This is a genomic window from Serratia sp. JSRIV001, assembly GCF_019968745.1.
Lineage (GTDB): Bacteria > Pseudomonadota > Gammaproteobacteria > Enterobacterales > Enterobacteriaceae > Chania > Chania fonticola_B.
Genome location: NZ_CP074147.1, coordinates 2,167,896 through 2,185,242 on the forward strand (window position 1 = coordinate 2,167,896; position 17,347 = coordinate 2,185,242).

Annotated in this window: 17 protein-coding genes and 1 tRNA gene; 7 read left to right on the top strand and 11 right to left on the bottom strand. The window is 52.8% G+C overall.

Annotated elements, in window-relative coordinates; genetic code table 11:
- Positions 1-10: 10 nt before the first annotated feature.
- On the bottom strand, positions 11-1,759 hold the full coding sequence (locus tag KGP17_RS09810) for a Lon protease family protein (protein WP_223499227.1): 1,749 nt from the start codon (positions 1,757-1,759) through the stop codon (positions 11-13).
- A 208-nt stretch (positions 1,760-1,967) separates the two neighbouring features.
- Between KGP17_RS09810 and matP the strand changes: the two genes are divergently transcribed.
- The gene (gene matP / locus KGP17_RS09815) at positions 1,968-2,426 is read left to right on the top strand and encodes a macrodomain Ter protein MatP (RefSeq protein ID WP_037375184.1); all 459 of its coding nucleotides are present in this window, start codon (positions 1,968-1,970) and stop codon (positions 2,424-2,426) included.
- Between the two features lie 65 nt (positions 2,427-2,491).
- Here matP and ompA read toward each other — a convergent pair whose 3' ends face one another.
- Entirely contained in the window at positions 2,492-3,574 is a 1,083-nt protein-coding gene (ompA, locus tag KGP17_RS09820) for a porin OmpA (protein ID WP_021182055.1), read from the bottom strand.
- A gap of 359 nt (positions 3,575-3,933) precedes the next feature.
- Complete coding sequence (sulA, locus tag KGP17_RS09825; protein ID WP_235050763.1) at positions 3,934-4,395, bottom strand: SOS-induced cell division inhibitor SulA; 462 nt, start codon at positions 4,393-4,395, stop codon at positions 3,934-3,936.
- Positions 4,396-4,672: 277 nt separating this feature from the next.
- On the opposite strand from sulA, the gene KGP17_RS09830 reads away from it, so the two are divergent.
- The gene (locus tag KGP17_RS09830) at positions 4,673-5,329 is read left to right on the top strand and encodes a TfoX/Sxy family DNA transformation protein (protein ID WP_115159660.1); all 657 of its coding nucleotides are present in this window, start codon (positions 4,673-4,675) and stop codon (positions 5,327-5,329) included.
- 4 nt (positions 5,330-5,333) lie between these two features.
- Here the strand turns inward: KGP17_RS09830 and yccS are convergent, their stop codons facing one another.
- Both yccS and KGP17_RS09840 read right to left on the bottom strand, forming a co-directional pair.
- Positions 5,334-7,469 (bottom strand): YccS family putative transporter, encoded by a 2,136-nt coding sequence (gene yccS / locus KGP17_RS09835; protein ID WP_021804874.1) that lies wholly within the window; start codon positions 7,467-7,469, stop codon positions 5,334-5,336.
- A gap of 34 nt (positions 7,470-7,503) precedes the next feature.
- Positions 7,504-7,947 (bottom strand): YccF domain-containing protein, encoded by a 444-nt coding sequence (locus KGP17_RS09840; RefSeq protein ID WP_021804873.1) that lies wholly within the window; start codon positions 7,945-7,947, stop codon positions 7,504-7,506.
- 155 nt (positions 7,948-8,102) lie between these two features.
- Between KGP17_RS09840 and helD the strand changes: the two genes are divergently transcribed.
- Complete coding sequence (gene helD, locus KGP17_RS09845) at positions 8,103-10,157, top strand: DNA helicase IV (protein WP_223499228.1); 2,055 nt, start codon at positions 8,103-8,105, stop codon at positions 10,155-10,157.
- A gap of 33 nt (positions 10,158-10,190) precedes the next feature.
- On the opposite strand, the gene KGP17_RS09850 is transcribed toward helD, so the two are convergent.
- A complete protein-coding gene (locus KGP17_RS09850; RefSeq protein WP_021804871.1) occupies positions 10,191-10,649 on the bottom strand; it encodes a methylglyoxal synthase in 459 nt (152 codons plus the stop codon).
- A gap of 127 nt (positions 10,650-10,776) precedes the next feature.
- Positions 10,777-11,436, bottom strand: a complete 660-nt coding sequence (locus tag KGP17_RS09855) for a DUF2057 family protein (protein ID WP_223499229.1) — start codon at positions 11,434-11,436, stop codon at positions 10,777-10,779.
- A 238-nt stretch (positions 11,437-11,674) separates the two neighbouring features.
- Here KGP17_RS09855 and KGP17_RS09860 point away from each other — a divergent pair, with 238 nt between their 5' ends.
- Positions 11,675-12,088: a CoA-binding protein gene (locus tag KGP17_RS09860; protein WP_021182047.1), complete on the top strand. Its 414-nt coding sequence runs from the start codon at positions 11,675-11,677 to the stop codon at positions 12,086-12,088.
- Between the two features lie 98 nt (positions 12,089-12,186).
- On the opposite strand, the gene hspQ is transcribed toward KGP17_RS09860, so the two are convergent.
- Both hspQ and rlmI read right to left on the bottom strand, forming a co-directional pair.
- Complete coding sequence (hspQ, locus tag KGP17_RS09865) at positions 12,187-12,504, bottom strand: heat shock protein HspQ (RefSeq protein ID WP_021182046.1); 318 nt, start codon at positions 12,502-12,504, stop codon at positions 12,187-12,189.
- A gap of 61 nt (positions 12,505-12,565) precedes the next feature.
- Positions 12,566-13,756 carry a 23S rRNA (cytosine(1962)-C(5))-methyltransferase RlmI gene (gene rlmI, locus KGP17_RS09870; protein WP_021804868.1) on the bottom strand — a complete coding sequence of 397 codons (1,191 nt, stop codon included), beginning with the start codon at positions 13,754-13,756 and terminating at the stop codon, positions 12,566-12,568.
- Positions 13,757-13,849: 93 nt separating this feature from the next.
- On the opposite strand from rlmI, the gene yccX reads away from it, so the two are divergent.
- Positions 13,850-14,128, top strand: coding sequence for an acylphosphatase (gene yccX, locus KGP17_RS09875; RefSeq protein WP_021181988.1), 279 nt, complete (start codon positions 13,850-13,852; stop codon positions 14,126-14,128).
- 7 nt (positions 14,129-14,135) lie between these two features.
- Here the strand turns inward: yccX and tusE are convergent, their stop codons facing one another.
- Both tusE and yccA read right to left on the bottom strand, forming a co-directional pair.
- Positions 14,136-14,465, bottom strand: a complete 330-nt coding sequence (tusE, locus tag KGP17_RS09880) for a sulfurtransferase TusE (RefSeq protein WP_024485653.1) — start codon at positions 14,463-14,465, stop codon at positions 14,136-14,138.
- A gap of 108 nt (positions 14,466-14,573) precedes the next feature.
- Positions 14,574-15,233, bottom strand: a complete 660-nt coding sequence (gene yccA / locus KGP17_RS09885; RefSeq protein WP_021181987.1) for an FtsH protease modulator YccA — start codon at positions 15,231-15,233, stop codon at positions 14,574-14,576.
- A gap of 228 nt (positions 15,234-15,461) precedes the next feature.
- Between yccA and KGP17_RS09890 the strand changes: the two genes are divergently transcribed.
- Together KGP17_RS09890 and ppk2 are read left to right on the top strand one after the other, a co-directional pair.
- Positions 15,462-15,549, top strand: a tRNA-Ser gene (locus KGP17_RS09890).
- A 375-nt stretch (positions 15,550-15,924) separates the two neighbouring features.
- Positions 15,925-16,800, top strand: a complete 876-nt coding sequence (gene ppk2, locus KGP17_RS09895) for a polyphosphate kinase 2 (protein WP_209522261.1) — start codon at positions 15,925-15,927, stop codon at positions 16,798-16,800.
- Positions 16,801-17,347: the final 547 nt, after the last annotated feature.

Here is a 17,347-nt window from a genome sequence, read left to right on the forward strand (position 1 = left end):
ACAAGTCCGATCAGCCACGGCTGAACCAGTTAAGCCAGCGCAATGGCCACGGCAACGGACGCCGTTCTGGCAACATGGCCTGTGCAATTCGCTCCTGGATAGCGGCCAGCAAGCTAGGCTGCTGCTCCTCGGCGAACGGATAGCCGGTCAATAACGGCAAGGCTTCTGCAACGCTATCTACCGCCCACAGATGGAATTGCCCAACACGCACCGCTTCGACGACGTCTGGGCGTAGGCAAAGGTGCCGTACGTTGCTGGCTGGCAGGATCACCCCCTGTTTGCCCGTCAGGCCACGGCGTTGACAAACCTCGAAGAAACCTTCGATTTTTTCGTTTGCGCCACCGATCGGTTGCACATTACCAAACTGGTCAACGGAACCGGTCACGGCGATTTGCTGGGTGATCGGCTGCTGTGACAATGCGCTGATCAGGGCGCAGAGTTCGGCCAGTGAGGCGCTGTCCCCGTCAACTTCGCCGTAGGATTGCTCAAAGACGATCGAGGCGGAGAAGGGGAGCTGCTGATCGAGATCCAATTCGGAGATCAGGAACGCCTGCATGATCATCATACCTTTGGCGTGCAGATTGCCGCCCAGCTCGGCCTTGCGCTCCACATCGGTGAATTCGCCATCGCCCAGGTGGACCACACAGCTGATGCGCGAAGGTTCGCCAAAACTGCGCGGATGCCCTGGATAATCCAGCACCGACAGGCCGTTAATCTGACCAATCACCTCACCTTCGGTTTCGATCATGATCTGGCCCAGCTCAATCTCGTCCTGCATGCGTTCTGCCAGATAGCTTTCACGCCATTCGCGGGCATTCAGCGCCGCTTCTAACGCTTTAGCGGTGATCTGATCATCTTCGGCATACAGAGCGGCCTCAGAAAGCTGCTGACTGACCCACAGTGGTGATAGCGGTAGGCTACCCTGGTCACCGGTATGGCGCACCGCCTGGACCATCAGAGGCTGCCAGGCGTCGGCTGCCAGCGGTGGTAATTGCTGCTCGGCGACCACGCTATTGATATAGCCACACCATTGCACCATATCGTTTGGCTCGGTGAGCTGCAGATCGTCTTCATATTCACCGTAGACGGCCTGCCCGCAGACTTCAGGCTCCATATCATGGAAATCAGCCAGGCCATGGCGATCGCCCACCACAATCAGGCGTAACTCCAACGGCATCGGCGGGATGGAAATCGGCAGTGGCCGGGTTTCATCTGGCGTCAGCCACTGGAACTGGCGCTGGGTAATCATCTGCTTGAGACGCAGCCACAATAGCGGCTGTGCCAATAGGGCACGCGCCGACAGGATCAGCACGCCGCCGTTAGCCTGATGGACCAGGCCCGGCTGCAAGGTGATCGCACCATTATGCATTCTGACGCAGCCAAATAACTGTTCTGGCTCAACCCATTCCTGGTATACGCAAGCACCGCCTGCGGCAAAAGGCTCATCGCCGCGCATGGCATTCTTAATGCTGACGGTGTCGCCTTCAATCACGTAGTGACTGCCTTTAACGGTATTCTGCGGTTGCAACTCTTCTGCCGCTCGGGCGATCAACGCCAGATACTCACGTGTTTCCTGTGCTTTCAACAGCATAAAACGTGGCAGAGACAGCGGATGCAAAAACAGCGTCAGCGCATTCTCCAAACGGGGCTGGATTGCAGAAAAGGCTACGGGTGCCAATTGAGCAGCGGAATCGAAAATCGCCTGATAAGGCGTAGCAGCAGGCAACAGAGATTGCCATTCAAGTCGGTTATTGGTCAAAGTGTTAGATGCAATCGTCAAAAAGGGAAAGCGCGATTATACAAGAATAACGCCAGCTTGATACCTCCAGAGTCATTGTTGAGCATCGGAGTTTGACATTGCTCGATGACAGTGCAAAAAACAGTCAAAAACGGCGGGTAATTGCCGAGGAAAAGTTGGCTAAAGCTGTTATGCTTATTAAAGTTACACGGTCACAGCAGAGTTCATGATGAAATATCAGCAACTGGAAAATCTGGAGAGCGGTTGGAAATGGAAGTACCTGGTGAAAAAGCACCGGGAAGGTGAAGCGATCACCCGCTACATTGAAAACAGCCTTGCTCAGGAGGTTATTGATCAACTGCTGAAGCTGGAAAATGAACCGGTCAAAGTGCTGGCGTGGATCGATGAGCACATGAATCCGACGCTGGATAACCGGATGAAGCAAACCATCCGCGCCCGGCGTAAGCGTCATTTTAACTCAGAACATCAGCATACGCGCAAGAAATCGATCGATCTGGAGTTCCTGGTCTGGCAACGTTTAGCTGCGCTGGCGCATCGCCGTGGCGTCACGCTATCGGAAACCATCGTACAACTGATCGAAGATGCCGAGCGCAAAGAGAAGTATGCCACTCAGATGTCATCGCTGAAACAGGATCTACAGGCGATCCTGGGTAAGGATGATAAATAGCATTACCCAATGTTAAGGCCAAAAAAAACCCCGCAATGCGGGGTTTTTTACTAAGAAGCGCTTACTTAGCCCTGAGGCTGAGAAACAACTTCTTTGATGCCTTTAACTTCGATCTCTACGCGACGATCTGGAGCCAGACATGCGATCTGAGCTGCAGTTGCGCGGCCTGAACGGTAGCCACAAGAGTCACCGGTAACTGGGTTAGCTTTACCCATGCCACGTGCAGAGATCTTGTCTGAAGGGATACCTTTAGACACGAGGTAATCCACAACGCTTTGTGCACGTTGCTCAGACAGGCGCAGGTTGTATTCTGCTGAACCTACTGCATCAGTGAAGCCCAGAACGACAACAGAACCGTCTTTCGGATCCAGTGAGCTCAGTTGGGTGTACAGCTGATCCAGAGCTTGTTGGCCTTCTGGCTTCAGGGTCGCTTTGTTGAACGCGAACAGAACGTCAGAAGTCAGAGTGAACTTCTTGGTCTCAACAACTGGAGCTGGGGCTGGAGCTGGAGCTACTACTGGAGCAGCAACTTCCTGGCCAAAGCGGTAGGAAACACCTACGCTCAGCATGCCGTTGTCTGGACGTGCACCAACGGTACCTGCGTCACCGATGTTGTTAACCCACTGGTAGTCCAGGCGGGTAGCCCAGTCACGAGTCAGTGCGTATTCAACACCCACTGCTGCCAGTGGAGAAACGCCAGTGTCATGGTTGCTCAGGCGCTGATCGGTTGCACCGTAGTGAGCGTTCGAGTCTGCACGCCAAACCATACCACCCAGACGGGTGTAGATGTCCAGATCGTCCATGATTGGGTAGCTCAGTTTAGCTGCCAATTGAACGCCTTGAGCTTTAAAAGCACCGTTGTTCACGCTGCCTTTGTAAGGCATACGGCCAAGCCAGTCGTAGCCCATTTCGAAGCCCAGGTATTGGTTCGCTTGGTAACCCAAGAACGCGCCTGCACCCAGTTGGCTTTTATGAGTAGGACCGTTGCCGATACCATTCTCATAGCCGTTACCGTAGAAACCGGTGTCATGATACTGGGACCAACCCAGTTTGGCACCAGTGTACCAAGTGTCGTCTTTTGGTGCGGCTTGCGCTACTGTAGCGAAACCTGCCAGTGCCACTGCTAATGCGATAGCTGTCTTTTTCATTTTGCGCCTCGTTATCATCCAAATAGGCAATGAGCTTTAAAGCTGCTTTAAGCCCTTGGTTTAAATTCCTTCGCCAAGGTTTGAGCCCTCGTTTGTTACTCTGCCAGTTTTTCTGGCGTTATAGAGCAACCTTGGCGATGTAAAGTCTACAACGTGGCGCGAAAGTTACAAGTGTGATGTGATAAAGCTCTAAAAAAAAACATGGAATTAGACATATCCTCTAACATATCGGGGGGCTAAACGAGTCTTTTTTTAACATGGAAGGTGGCGCCGAACCGCAGCCAACCTCGCTTTTCGCCCGATCTGCCTGCGATTGCCAGACCAAGCGATAAAAGTGATGGGAAAAGTCCTAAATTTACTTAATGATACAAAGAAGAGTGAATTTTTAAGGTTGAACAGTGTCTGTCGGCAGCAACGATGTCACGTTGGGGTCGCATAATGAACCCATAGGCATTGCCCAATTCTGCCGCTCGACTCAGCCTTAGACGATCCTCTTGTGTCAATTCTGGTAACCAGCCTAGCACCACACTGTAATTTCCTGTCAGTAAAGCCTTCTCCATGGCATCTACGGTAGCCAGTGGATTGATCTGATTAAGCTGTACGACCTTATCAACCGGCAGGCTGGCCTGCTGCAGCCAGGTTTTGCTCAGTTTCTGCTGCGGGGTCAACCACAGTAACCAGCGTGATTGCTTGCCCAACTGCTGCAACAAAGGCACCAATAACTGAGCTACGGCGGGTTGCCGCTCATTGTAAACAAGCTCACTGATTAGGCCATTTTCGTTGCCCTCTTGCGCAGGGATCACCGCTTGCTTTGCCGGCATTGGGGATTGGCTAAAATGAGGTTGATAAAGTGATTGAGTTCGCATGTCGTCTCCCGCCCGTAGTGTTACTGTATGTATATACAGTATAGCCATCGAAACAGAAGATCAACCCAAATTTTCGTAACGCTTCGCATAATTGAGATTATTTATTGTACGTCTTGAATTTATGATTGGCACGACTAGGGATAATGCGTATTTTTTTTAATTAGTTGTTCCCGTTACGTTTATTCCAACCAAAACATGCCTAATGGCTGTGGCTTCATATAAGGAGAGTTAAATGAATGGAGGATCGTTAAGGAGGATCGAACAGGCAAAGTCCTGCTTTGCCGCCCTGGGAAATATTGCCCTACGCTCGCAGTTTGGCGGCTATGGCCTGCTGGCGGACGGCACAATGTTTGCGGTCATTACCGAAGGTGAGCTGTATTTGCGTGCAACGGAAAGTCTGGAAACCGCTTTTCGTGAGCGTGGCATGGTGAATATGACCTATTTAAAGCGAGGGGTCCCCATGGTCATGCGCTATTACTGGGTGAATGAAGAGTTGTGGCGGCAGCGTCGCGAACTGTGTGCGCTTGCTTGGCAGGCTATCTGTGAGACGCGTAAAGAGATAAAGGTAAAAAAACGCTGCAATGGCAGATTGAAAGATTTACCGAATATTGATGCCTCATTAGAGCGCCAGCTGTGGCGAGCAGGCATATGCAATATTTATGATTTTCGCCTGTTGGGGGCCAGAGATAGCTATCTGAAGTTGCTGCAACAGCAAAAAAATCTGGGCATGAAAGTGCTGATGTCACTGGCGGGGGCCATGGCGGGCTACCACCATGCCGCCTTGCCTAATCTACAAAGGGAGGCGTTGACCGAATGGTTCGAAAACAACGCGCTCTTTCCCACCTTTGAGGCGCGGTCAGAAGACCGCGCCTGCGGCCCACATCCTTGAACTATCAACCGGCTTGAGTAATTTGTGTATTGAGTGCCGTCAACTCGGGTAGCAATTCGAGCACCAGGCCAATTTGCTGCAACACCAGCTGTTCTTTGCTTTCCGGCTCCGGAACCAGCGCAGTAATACGCTCGGAGAGGGCTTCTAGTGCCTGCGTGATACGCTGACGATCATGAGCGTCGTGGTGTAATGCACCATCAACATAGCAAACCGCATCGTTGAGCAAGTCCAGCACGGCGGCACTTTCCAGGCGCTCACGGTGGGCGCCCAGGGCGGAAATATAGCTCAGCAAGGTATGGTTCAGGCACAGCAGGCGGAATGCCGCTTCCTGAATGGTTTTATCGGCTTTAGGGTCAGCAGACATGTTAGAGATCACCGACGCCAATTCTGCATCGCTATTATGGGCATCGCGGCGGGCAATACGATAAGGCAGGCCGTTATCCTTGCCCTGATGGTACTGCACCAGAATGGCATCCAGATAACGGCAGTCGGCATTCAGTGTCTTGCGCACCATGGCCGGTAACTGACGGAACTTCCAGTCTGGCCAGATAAAACTCACCGCTGCCCAGGCGATGGCACAACCCAGCAGGGTATCGTAGACGCGCGGGGCAGCCACTTCGAACCCTTCGCCCAGCAGGTTAAAGCATAGCAAGACCAACAGGGTGATAAACATCGTGGCGTGGGCATATTGCACGGTTCGGAAGGCGAAGAACAATACTCCGGAGATCACGATCAGGATCAATTGCCCTTCCAGTGAGGGCACAAAATACAGGATCGGCAGCCCGATCAAAATGCCCGCCAGAGTGCCGATGATCCTTAACGCCAAGCGCCTGCGTGTGGCGTTGTAGTTAGGCTGGCAGACAAACAGGCTGGTCAGCAGGATCCAATAACCGTGCTGCATCCCGGTCAGTTGAATAAACGCATAGCCCACGCACAACACCACCGACATACGGATGGCGTGGCGGAATAGGGCGGATTGTGGTGTCAGGTGGCGGCTGATACGCAGGCGAATATCGCTCCAACCGGTGAGCCGGTCGTCTGACAGGTTGTTTTCCTCGGTCTGGCCACTCGCCAAGGACTGCTCAGACTCGATATTGGCCAACTGAGCGTCAATTGCCCGTAAATTCTTCAGCAGATGGGATAGCGCTCTGGTCAGTTCGCGATTTTCTGGGGTAATGGTAATCCGGGTTAGCGCCTCTTCCAGGCGTGAAAAAGCGGGCTCAAAACGCGGGCTATGCAGATATTTCTGCCGTAGCAGTATCGACTGCGCCAGTTGCTGGCAGGCACGGGCCTGCTTGGCCAGCAGCCGCTGAAACCGGAACAGAATATCGCTGTGGCGGAACTGTTGGCTTAGCGCCTGATACTGTACGTGAGAAGAACTGGCGCGTTCATGGATATCCTGAGCGACAAAATAGTAGTGCAGCGTTCTGCGGGTGCCGCGCTGGCCACGGTCGCCTTTCAAGCGGGTCAGCAGTGAAGCCTTGGTCAGGTTCAGCGTGCTGACCAAGGTGCTGTTGGCCATCGCCACGTCAACCCATGGCAGGTCGGCGTCCGATTCGGCATCTGGATCGAACAGATTGGCCTTGGCATCCAGGTAGTTGGCCAACTGTTCATAGCAGCGGGCCAGGTTTTCCTGCAGGGGCTTGATAGGAAATAGCAGATGGCCGATCAGCGTCAGCAAGTTGTACCAAATAGCACCGATAATCAACAGAACCGGTTGCTGGTACCAGGCGTCGTACATGGAGGTGCCAAGCATGGTGTAGACGGCGATCAGCAAGGCACCGAAGGCGATAGTGGCGTAACGCTGCCCTAATGCCCCCAGCAGGATAAAGCCGCAGGTTGAGGTCGTCAGCCCGAGGGCAAACAGCCAGGGGTAAGGAAACAGCAGTTCAATCGATGTCGAGGCCACAAAAAAGCAAACTAGTGTAATGAGCAGATTTCGCAATCTTCCTGCCAGCCGGTCGTCCAGATCCGCTAGCGCGGCGGCAACGACACCCAGCGTTAACGGAATGGTCAGTTTAGGGACGCCCAACCACCAGGGTACCGCAGAGGCTCCAGCCAGCGCGATAAAAATACGCAGGTTATAAAGCAGGTTGCTGTTATAGGTATAACGCCGAATTTTGGGTGCTAAAGAGAGCACGACAAGCTCCTAAATGGGAGAAAGGTTAACGCGATTAAAAGCGGCGGCGGGCGTTCTCGATCCGCGCCTGTTGGGCCACCTCAACCGGCACGACGCGGCGGCCGACTGGCCACAGGGCGATAGCGGCTATCTTGAAATTGGCGATGCCTACCGGAATACCAATAATGGTGATGCACTGGGCGATACCCGCAATAATGTGTGACAGGCACAGCCACCAGCCGAACAGGACCAGCCAGACGATATTCAGTAAAGAACCGCCGGCAGCCAGCAGGGCATTGCTTTTCTCTGGGTATAATTCATTGACATGGATCGCTTCGTTGCCAAATGGCAACAAGGAGATTTTGGTGATTTCCCAGCAGGAACGGGTCAATGGCAGGGTGAAAATCAGCACGACGCTGAAGAAGGTGGCAATCAGCCAGCCAAGTGTGGTGAAAAAACCACCCAATACGAAATTAAGAACGTTCAATACAGTACGCATAGTCGTCATTCTGCTCTAATGATGGCCAAACGGCACGGGGGAAGTATTCATCAGCATAACGCAAAAACTATTCTACCCTTTTTTTAACGCTAGAGTGCCATTGCTTAACGCGGGTAAACTGGCGGCAACTCTGAACATGATTATGGCGTGGGCATATGGAACTTAAAGCGACATCGCTGGGCAAGCACCTGGCACAGCATCCTTACAACCGCGTACGGTTGTTGCATGCCGGGGTTGAGGTGAGCGGTGAGAAGCATGAATACCTGATCCCTTTCAACCAGTTGATTCAGGTGCGTTGTAAACGCGGGATCGTCTGGGGGGAGCTTGAGTTCGAACTGCCGGATGAAAAGGTTGTGCGTCTGCACGGTACCGAGTGGCAGGAAACCCAGCGCTTTTACCACTATCTGCAGCAGTCCTGGCAGCAGTGGAGCAGCGAGATGAGTGAAGTGAGCGCTGAGGTATTGCAACAGCAGGTCGATCATATTCGCCAAATTGAGCAACAGGACAAGTGGTTCAAGCGTGCCGAATTGAGCAGCTTGCAGCAGCAGATCCACCAGTCGTTTGGCGCATTGCCCATGCCGGTGGCGCGGCTGGAAGAGTTTGAAAACTGCCGTGAAAGTTATCACTTGTGCCTGCAGTGGCTCAAATCTGGTATGCGCAGCGTGGCGCAACGCAATCAGCGGTGGTGCGACCGGATGCTGGAAACCCACCAGGATTTCTTCCAGACCGTTGAAACGTCACCGTTGAATGAATCGCAAAGCCGGGCCGTGGTGAACGGCGAGGATGCCGTGCTGGTTCTCGCAGGAGCCGGTAGTGGCAAGACCTCGGTGCTAGTGGCGCGGGCGGGGTGGCTGCTACTGCGTCAAGAGGCCGAGCCTGAGCAGATCCTGTTGTTGGCATTTGGGCGCAAAGCCGCCGAAGAGATGAACGAACGTATCCAGGAACGTTTGGGCAGCGTGGCGATCCAGGCGAAAACGTTCCATGCGCTGGCGCTACAGATTATCCAGCAGGGTAGCCGGAAAGCGCCGGTGATCAGCAAGCTGGAAAGTGACAGTAAAGCGCGCAGGACGTTACTAATTACCCACTGGCAACAGCAGTGCAGCGAGAAGAAAGCACAGGCCAAAGGCTGGCGGCAATGGTTAACGGAAGAGCTGGAGTGGGAATTGCCTGAGGGCGATTTCTGGCATGACCGGCGTCTGGCAGAGCGTTTGAGTGGGCGCCTGGAGCGCTGGCTTGGCTTGATGCGCACCCACGGAGGTAGCCAGGCCGAAATGATAGAGCAGGCCGATGAAGAGATCCGCGACCTGTTCAGCAAACGCATTCGCCTGATGGCACCGTTGCTAAAAGCGTGGAAAACCGCGCTGAAGGATGAGGGAGCGGTCGATTTTGCCGGGCTGCTCCATCAAGCCGTTAATCTGCTGGAAAAGGGGCGCTTTATCAGCCCGTGGAAGCATATTCTGGTGGACGAGTTCCAGGATATCTCACCACAGCGTGCGCAACTGCTGGCGGCATTGCGTAAGCAAAACAAGCAGACCAGCCTGTTTGCCGTCGGCGATGATTGGCAGGCAATTTACCGTTTCAGCGGGGCAGAGCTGTCGCTGACCACCGCCTTTGCCGAGAACTTTGGCGTAGGCGAGCAGTGTGCGCTGGATACCACCTACCGCTTTAACGATCGGATCGGTGAGGTGGCCAACGGCTTTATACAACAGAACCCGCACCAGTTGAAAAAACCGCTTAATAGCCTGACCAAGGGCAACAAGAAGTCGGTGGTTATCCTGCCGCAGGAGCAGTTGGAAGCGTTGCTGGACAAGCTAAGTGGCTATGCGAAGCCGCAAGAACGGATCTTGGTGCTGGCGCGCTACCACCATCTCAAGCCTGAGGTGTTGCAAAAGGCGGCAACGCGTTGGCCGAAGTTGAATATCGAGTTTATGACCATTCATGCCAGCAAAGGCCAGCAGGCTGACTACGTGATCATTGCCGGGCTGTATGAAGGCAAGGATGGATTCCCGGCGGAGGTCCGTGAATCCGTGCTTGAAGAGGTTTTATTGCCTCAGCCTGAGGATTTCCCGGATGCGGAGGAGCGGCGTTTGCTCTATGTCGCCCTCACGCGGGCCAGGCATCAGGTTTGGTTATTACAAGATCGCGAACGCCCGTCGGTATTTATCGAGCAGTTGCAAGAGATTGGCGTGCCGTCGCAAAGAAAGCCGTAAACCACAGGCCTGGCACTACACCAGGCCTTGGTATTATTTCAGGCGTTCGGCGAGGTACTTTTCGTAATCAGGAATGGCGATCACTACTTCGCTCTTGAACAGCGAGGAGTCGATCAGGAAATCGGCGGTGGAGCGGTTGGTCGCCACCGGGATGTTCCAGACCGTGGCCAGGCGCAGCAAGGCTTTGACATCGGGGTCGTGAGGGACGGCGTTTAGCGGATCCCAGAAGAAGATCAGCATATCGATCTTGCCTTCGGAGATCAGTGCACCGACTTGCTGATCGCCGCCCATCGGGCCACTCAGCATGCTCTGCACCGGGATACCGCTGGCTCGCTGGATCAAATTGCCGGTGGTGCCCGTGGCATACAGCTGATGCTGGGCAAGTACTTCCTTATTGTCTTCAACCCATTTCAGCAAGGCCTGCTTGCGATGGTCGTGAGCAACGAGCGCAATATGCTTGCGTGCTGCGATGGTGCGGGTGGTTTGTTCCATGTCGCTGTCCTTGGAAAATCGAATGATTCGCCACAGATTACTGAAACTGGATTTCACTGCCTAGTGCTAACGCGGGAAATTGCGACCAAACCACGCCTTTGCGGCATAAAGGCGTGGTTGGCAGCATTTAACGGTTGCGAGATTGGCCGGCCCAGGCGATAAACCGTTTTTGCGTCTCGGGATCGGCGCGCAGGAACCAGTATTGCAGCATTTCCTCGGCAACGTTGTCGCCGTTCAGGGCGATAACCGCTGGGCTACCCTGTGTCGCCGAGATCACGCTGGCACGCAGATGGGCTAACGCCGGAACGGAGGCCGGGCGATTTTGAGCGTTATAATCGGCAACGATCTTCTCCAGGTCATTCCCATTGGGGGGGGTTGTTAGTGGTAATACATCGTGTTTGATTGCCAACGGCTTGCCGTGGTTACCTAGAATTTTATAATTCGGCGCTTTATCAAACCGCTGGGCATCCTGCTCATTCTCGATACGCGGTAGCTCAATGGTGACGGCGCTGACGTTTTGACTATTGAACACCACAATCTGCGCGGATGAAGTGTAAAACATCTGAGACCGTGGTTCTTTACGTACGGATTTGGTGACTTTGAACAACAGCTGATGCTGCCCGTCATTTAATTCCAGACTATCGGCTCCTTTTAACAACGAGCCCGTCATTTGCTTGCCGTCGACCACCATCAGCTCGATGTCCGGGGAAAGCTTCAGGGTCGTAGCTGCGGCCGAAACGCTTAGCGATAATCCAAGCAGCCCCGCAACCACCAGACCAAATTTCATTGTTACTTCCTTTTCGTGAAACAGTATGACTAGTGTTGGATACGCCACTAGTTATGTCAAATCTTTTCAGAATGCCGTTTAATTTACATTTACACACATTTTGATGATATTTGAAATATGATCTGGCTCAAACCAGCCTGCGGGCAGTATAGATGCAGACTGATAACAAATTTTAACCGATGTTGGCGTTTCGGTTACACTGATGAAAATGCTTTTCGGAAAACATCAGGAGCGAAAAATGCAAGACCTAGCAATTGCAGAGGTACTCAAGCAGGTCAAAACCATTGCGCTAGTGGGGGCCAGTGATAAATCGGCGCGGCCCAGCTATGGCGTAATGGCTTATTTGCTGGCGCAAGGCTATCAGGTCATTCCGGTGAGCCCGAAGCTGGCCGGGCAGACGCTGCTTGGGCAGGTGGTTTATGCCTCATTGGAGGATATTCCTCATCCTGTCGATATGGTGGACGTGTTTCGTAACTCGGAGGCGGCGTATGGGGTGGCACAAGAGGCCATTGCGATAGGCGCCAAGGTGTTGTGGTTACAAATCGGGGTGATCAACGAACAGGCGGAAGCATTGGCCAAACAGGCCGGGTTAACGGTGATTATGGATCGTTGCCCGAAGATTGAGATCCCGCGACTGGGGCTGGCACGCTGATTGAATGAAAACGCCAGGATTGGCCCTGGCGTTTGAGACTGCTGATAGACTTCAACCCGTTACTCTACGTAGAGGCGCTGGTTTCTCAGGCTTGACGCTTAGTTACGCAGCCGGGGGGCCTGCAACTGGCTGCGAATGGATTCCGCCAGTTCATCCAGAGAAGGCTGTTCAGGATGTGCATCCTGCGCTTCCCCCGCCAACTGCGCTTCGGCCAGATAAGTGTGAACAGGCTGGCCTTCATCGTCTTCCATCACTACGTGATACCACGGGGCGAGGCGCAACTCGTCATTGGCTGCAATCTCGTCTGCTTTTGGGTGCTCCAGAGAGTATTCTGGATCGACATCAATCACTACCCCCAAATACCCCAGCAGCCGGTGACGAACCTGCTGACCGATACCGAATTTGCTGGCTATCATATGACCTCCTGAGAAACAGTGCATTGAACTCTATATGAGGACAAAAACAGCGCATTTCAAGTTACATCACCCGGCAGGCAAACCCTTTCAGATACAAGCCTTCAGGATAAGTCGCAATCACCGGGTGGTCGGCAGCCTGTCGGAACTGCTCTACAAATTGTACATCACGCCCGGCATCTACGGCAGCATCGGCCAAAATTTTCTGGAACAGATCGGTCGGCATCAGGCCAGAGCAGGAGAAGCTGAGCAGAATGCCACCCGGGTTCAGCAACTGGAAGGCTAACATATTGATGTCTTTATAACCGCGACAGGCGCTGGCCAACTGATTTTTGTTTTCGACAAACTTCGGTGGATCCATGATGATCAGGTCGAATTTCTCACCCTGCGTGCGGTAGTTGCGCAGCAGTTGGAATACGTCATCACGTACAAACTCGGCCTTGCTCAAATCCAACTGGTTCAGTTCGACGTTCTGCTTGGCGATATCCAGCGCGGCCTGCGATGTATCTACGCTAATGACCTGCTCACACCCGCCCATCAAGGCAGACACCGCGAAAGCGCCGGTGTACGAGAAGCAGTTGAGCACGCGTCGGCCTGCGGAATAGTTACGCGCAGCCAGGCGGCTATCACGCTGATCGAGATAAAAACCGGTCTTGTGGCCTTGTTGAATGTCCACCAGCAGTTTCATACCGTGCTCGGTGATCGGTAGCAGGGCCGGGGGAAGATCGCCCAGCACCGGGCCTTGGGTAAGCGGCAAGCCCTCTTTCTTACGTACGGCAACGTCTGAACGATCGTAGATCGCGCATTCTGGGTAGCAGTGCTGGAGAGCAGAAAGCAGCGGGGCGCGCTGATATTCGGCACCGGCGGACAGTAACTGTAAAACCAGGAAGTTCTGGAAGCGATCGATGGTGATCCCCGGCATACCGTCAGATTCACCGGCGATCAGGCGATAACCGTTCAGCCCGTCACGCTTTGCGACCCAATCACGCCAGCTCTGTGCCTGCTGCAAGCGGCTGATAAAGAAAGCGATATCAATTTCTTCGTCCTGCTTGAAGGTCCAGACGCGTGCGCGAATCTGCGATTCTGGTGAATAGGCACCGCGTGCCAGCCATTTGCCCTGGCTGTCATGGATATCGATGGTTTCGCCGGACTGGGCTTTACCTTCGACACGGAGAACAGCGCCAGAGAAAATCCACGGATGGCGACGGAGTAAGGACTTTTCACGTCCTTTGGCAAGGATCAAGCGTGCGGTCATAATTAAGTATGCTGCCAGATAGAGAAAAAAGAGTGACACACTCTGGGCATCAGCGCAGAGAATGCCTGTAATGAAATCGATCAGGAGCCGATTATGACACAAGTTTGTATTGCCGCGTATGTCTATGGTGTGGTGCAGGGGGTAGGATTTCGCTATAACACTCAACACCAGGCTACGGCTTTGGGGTTAACTGGCTATGCGCGTAATCTGGATGATGGTAGCGTGGAAGTGCTGGCCTGTGGCGAACAACAGGCCGTTGACCAACTGATGGCGTGGCTGAAAAGCGGCGGCCCACGTAGCGCCCGCGTTGACCGCGTGCTGGTGGAACCGCGTGGGGTTGCCGAATATAAGGGCTTCAGTATTCGCTATTAACCCGTAGCTAGATACACTTCACCGGTTTTGGCAACCCGGCGATCTTGGTCGCCTGTTTGGCCGGGCCTTTCGGGAACAGGCGATACAGGTAGCGGCTGCTGCCTTTCTCTTCGCCGTATTTTTGCGCCATCGCCTTGACCAGCATGCGAATGGCCGGAGAGGTATTAAATTCCTGATAGAAGCTACGCACAAAGCGTACGACTTCCCAATGCGCTTCGCTCAGTTCAATCTCTTCCTGTGCCGCTAACAGTGGGGCCAGCCCTTCGTGCCAGTCGGCGCTGTTTTTCAGGTAGCCCTGGGCGTCAGTTTCAATCGTCTGACCTTCAAACTCCAACATACAGCCTCGGTGATCGGTAATTCATTGCGGGCCACAGTCTAGCAAACTTTTGCTCCGGCAAAAATAAAGCCCCGCATTGCGGGGCTCAGGTCAAAACAAAGTGCTGTATCAGTTGCTGCGGGCGAAGCCCAGAATGCTCAGCAGGCTGATAAACATGTTGTACAGCGAAACATACAGGCTGACGGTGGCACGGATATAGTTGGTTTCACCGCCATGAATGATGTTGCTGGTTTCCCACAACATGGCACCGGCAGAGAACAGAATAAACAGTGCGCTAATGGCCAGGTGCAGGGCAGGGATCTGCAAGAACAGGTTGGCGATAACCGCCACCAGCAGCACTACGAAGCCCGCCATCATCATGCCAGACAGGAACGACATGTCTTTACGGGTGGTCAGCACATAGGCCGAGCAGCAGAAGAACACCACTGCGGTACCACCCAGCGCCAACATGATCAGGTCACCCGCGCCAGCGTTCAGGAACGAGCTCAGGATCGGGCCAAGGGCGTAGCCCATAAAGCCAGTGAAGGCGAAGGCTGCCAGAATACCGGCAGGGCTATTGGCCAGCTTATGGGTCAGGAACATCAAACCATAAAAGCCGACCAGCATTAACAGCAGCCCAGGAGCCGGTAAGCCCAGCATGGTGCTGGCGGTTGCGGTCAGTGCGGAAAAGGCCAGCGTTAACGACAGCAGAAAATAGGTGTTACGCAGGACTTTATGCGTGCTTAGCAAAGAGTCGCGCGAGGAGGATGAGACGACAATGCGGTCCATATGATCTCTCTTATCAGGTCATCACAAAATTGATCATGATGATAGTGCAGTGCAAGCCATTGATTAAAGTTTGTTTACCATTCTTTACCCTACGTGACTACTAGGGTATTGCTGCCCCCTGATTGTTGATTTCTTCATCGGTCAGCTTGCAGGTGCCGTTTTTTCGTTCGGTTGAACGGTTTCAGGCTTTACAACGGGATCGGCTGTGTTTATAGTTCGCTGCATTACGGAGGGGTGGCCGAGTGGCTGAAGGCAACGGTCTTGAAAACCGTCGACGGGAAACCGTTCCAGAGTTCGAATCTCTGCTCCTCCGCCATATTATGAATGACCCCAAGCTCAAAAGGCTTGGGGTTTTTCGTTTTATGCTATCCAGTAAATATACCATCCGCTCCATATCGGCCAAAGGTAGGGATAGGACGGTATGCAAGTTATTTAGCTATTTGTTCCTCCATCAACAGCTTGTTTCTCTCCGTGACCAATGCAACTTTTCCAACAACAGTAGACATAATGAAGCGGCCTTCCGTTCGCAGCATGAAGAAATAACAACTACGATATGGTATGAGATGAGACCACGTGGTTGCTCATCGGCTCCTGACTCCTTATCCGTCCTGCATACGCAGCCCTCCAAGCGCTGTGAGGGGACGTTCAACGTCTGGCTAGCGTCATATTGATGATATTGTGGGGTAACTTCATGACTAACGGAAAGAAAAACAAAATCGTACCCGATGCCAGTCTTGCAAAAGAAAAGAACCCCAAGCGCATATCAGGCAAACGTGTGCCACAAGGAAAAGGCACGGTAAAAATCCCGGAAAAAAAATATCAGCAAGAGCTCAGGTTGTTACACGAAGAACTTGTCCATTTACAAAGCTGGGTGATTGCCAAGGGGCTGAAAGTTTGCATCGTGTTTGAGGGACGCGATGGGGCTGGCAAGGGCGGTACGATAAAAGCACTGACCGAAAGAGTCAGTCCACGAGTGTTCCGTGTTGTTGCCCTTCCTGCCCCAACCGAACGTGAAAAAACCCAAATGTACCTGCAACGCTACATGCCTTACATGCCAGCAGCAGGAGAGGTCGTTATCTTCGATCGTAGTTGGTATAACCGAGCTGGCGTCGAGCGAGTTATGGGTTTTTGTACGCCAGAGCAGACGCATCAATTTTTGGAGACGGTTCCGATGGTGGAACGATTAATGGTGGAGTCTGGCATAATTCTCATCAAATACTGGCTGGATGTAAGCCCAAAGGAACAAGAGCGTCGACTGCGTGCACGTATTGATGATGGCCGCAAGACATGGAAGCTTTCAGAGATAGATATCCGTTCTTTCGAACTCTGGGACGACTATTCCCGAGCCAGGGACGACATGTTTGCTGCCACAGACAGCCTTTGGGCTCCCTGGTTTGTTGCTAATTCAGAAGACAAAAAACGGGTTCGACTAAATGTTATCCACCATTTTTTGCAGCATATTCCCTACAAGCGGTTGCCAAAAATGAAGATTAAACTGCCTAAACGCGAAATCGGAAAATATCAGTCACCAGACTATCCTTTGAAACATATTCCTGAGATTTATTGAACAAAATGTCATTCTAATTCATGGCAATTTGCTGTTTAAAAACTCATGGCGTTTTTATCCATTGAGCACAAAAGCTGACGGCAAAAACGATGAGCCTGTAAAATCAGAGGGCTGACGGGTAGTGACGGAATAGGGCTGATATAATGGGATTGTTATGAAATGATGCTGGTTATCCTAACCTCAGCAGGCGAACCATTTGACGACTTTCCCACACTTTTTTATGCCCTCTGATCACGTCCTGCAAAAATCCTCGTACACACCAGCCAGACAATAATCGCCCGAAGCACAAAGATCGCTGGTGCGGCTCGCCTCATAAAGCCGCGATGCCGCTTGCCATCATGCTGTTCGCTGAATCGCTGCAATAATAATTCCCCCTTAAAGAACACAATTGGATCCCTCAAGTAATCGTGATTGGCACTCGTTTATAGGGCCGTACACTGTATAACCAAGTGAGGTTGTTTCATTTTTGTGAATGAAAAGTAACAGCCAACCCTCTAGACGCTAACTTTTCCTGGTCATTAACGCTACCGGGTATCAAAGGATGATA

Coding starts and splice junctions, on each gene's coding strand:
- matP (WP_037375184.1), top strand. CDS start 1,968: ATGAAATATCAGCAACTGGAAAATCTGGAGAGCGGTTGGAAATGGAAG.
- ompA (WP_021182055.1), bottom strand. CDS start 3,574: ATGAAAAAGACAGCTATCGCATTAGCAGTGGCACTGGCAGGTTTCGCT.
- sulA (WP_235050763.1), bottom strand. CDS start 4,395: ATGCCGGCAAAGCAAGCGGTGATCCCTGCGCAAGAGGGCAACGAAAAT.
- KGP17_RS09830 (WP_115159660.1), top strand. CDS start 4,673: ATGAATGGAGGATCGTTAAGGAGGATCGAACAGGCAAAGTCCTGCTTT.
- KGP17_RS09840 (WP_021804873.1), bottom strand. CDS start 7,947: ATGCGTACTGTATTGAACGTTCTTAATTTCGTATTGGGTGGTTTTTTC.
- helD (WP_223499228.1), top strand. CDS start 8,103: ATGGAACTTAAAGCGACATCGCTGGGCAAGCACCTGGCACAGCATCCT.
- KGP17_RS09850 (WP_021804871.1), bottom strand. CDS start 10,649: ATGGAACAAACCACCCGCACCATCGCAGCACGCAAGCATATTGCGCTC.
- KGP17_RS09855 (WP_223499229.1), bottom strand. CDS start 11,436: ATGAAATTTGGTCTGGTGGTTGCGGGGCTGCTTGGATTATCGCTAAGC.
- KGP17_RS09860 (WP_021182047.1), top strand. CDS start 11,675: ATGCAAGACCTAGCAATTGCAGAGGTACTCAAGCAGGTCAAAACCATT.
- hspQ (WP_021182046.1), bottom strand. CDS start 12,504: ATGATAGCCAGCAAATTCGGTATCGGTCAGCAGGTTCGTCACCGGCTG.
- rlmI (WP_021804868.1), bottom strand. CDS start 13,756: ATGACCGCACGCTTGATCCTTGCCAAAGGACGTGAAAAGTCCTTACTC.
- yccX (WP_021181988.1), top strand. CDS start 13,850: ATGACACAAGTTTGTATTGCCGCGTATGTCTATGGTGTGGTGCAGGGG.
- tusE (WP_024485653.1), bottom strand. CDS start 14,465: ATGTTGGAGTTTGAAGGTCAGACGATTGAAACTGACGCCCAGGGCTAC.
- yccA (WP_021181987.1), bottom strand. CDS start 15,233: ATGGACCGCATTGTCGTCTCATCCTCCTCGCGCGACTCTTTGCTAAGC.
- ppk2 (WP_209522261.1), top strand. CDS start 15,925: ATGACTAACGGAAAGAAAAACAAAATCGTACCCGATGCCAGTCTTGCA.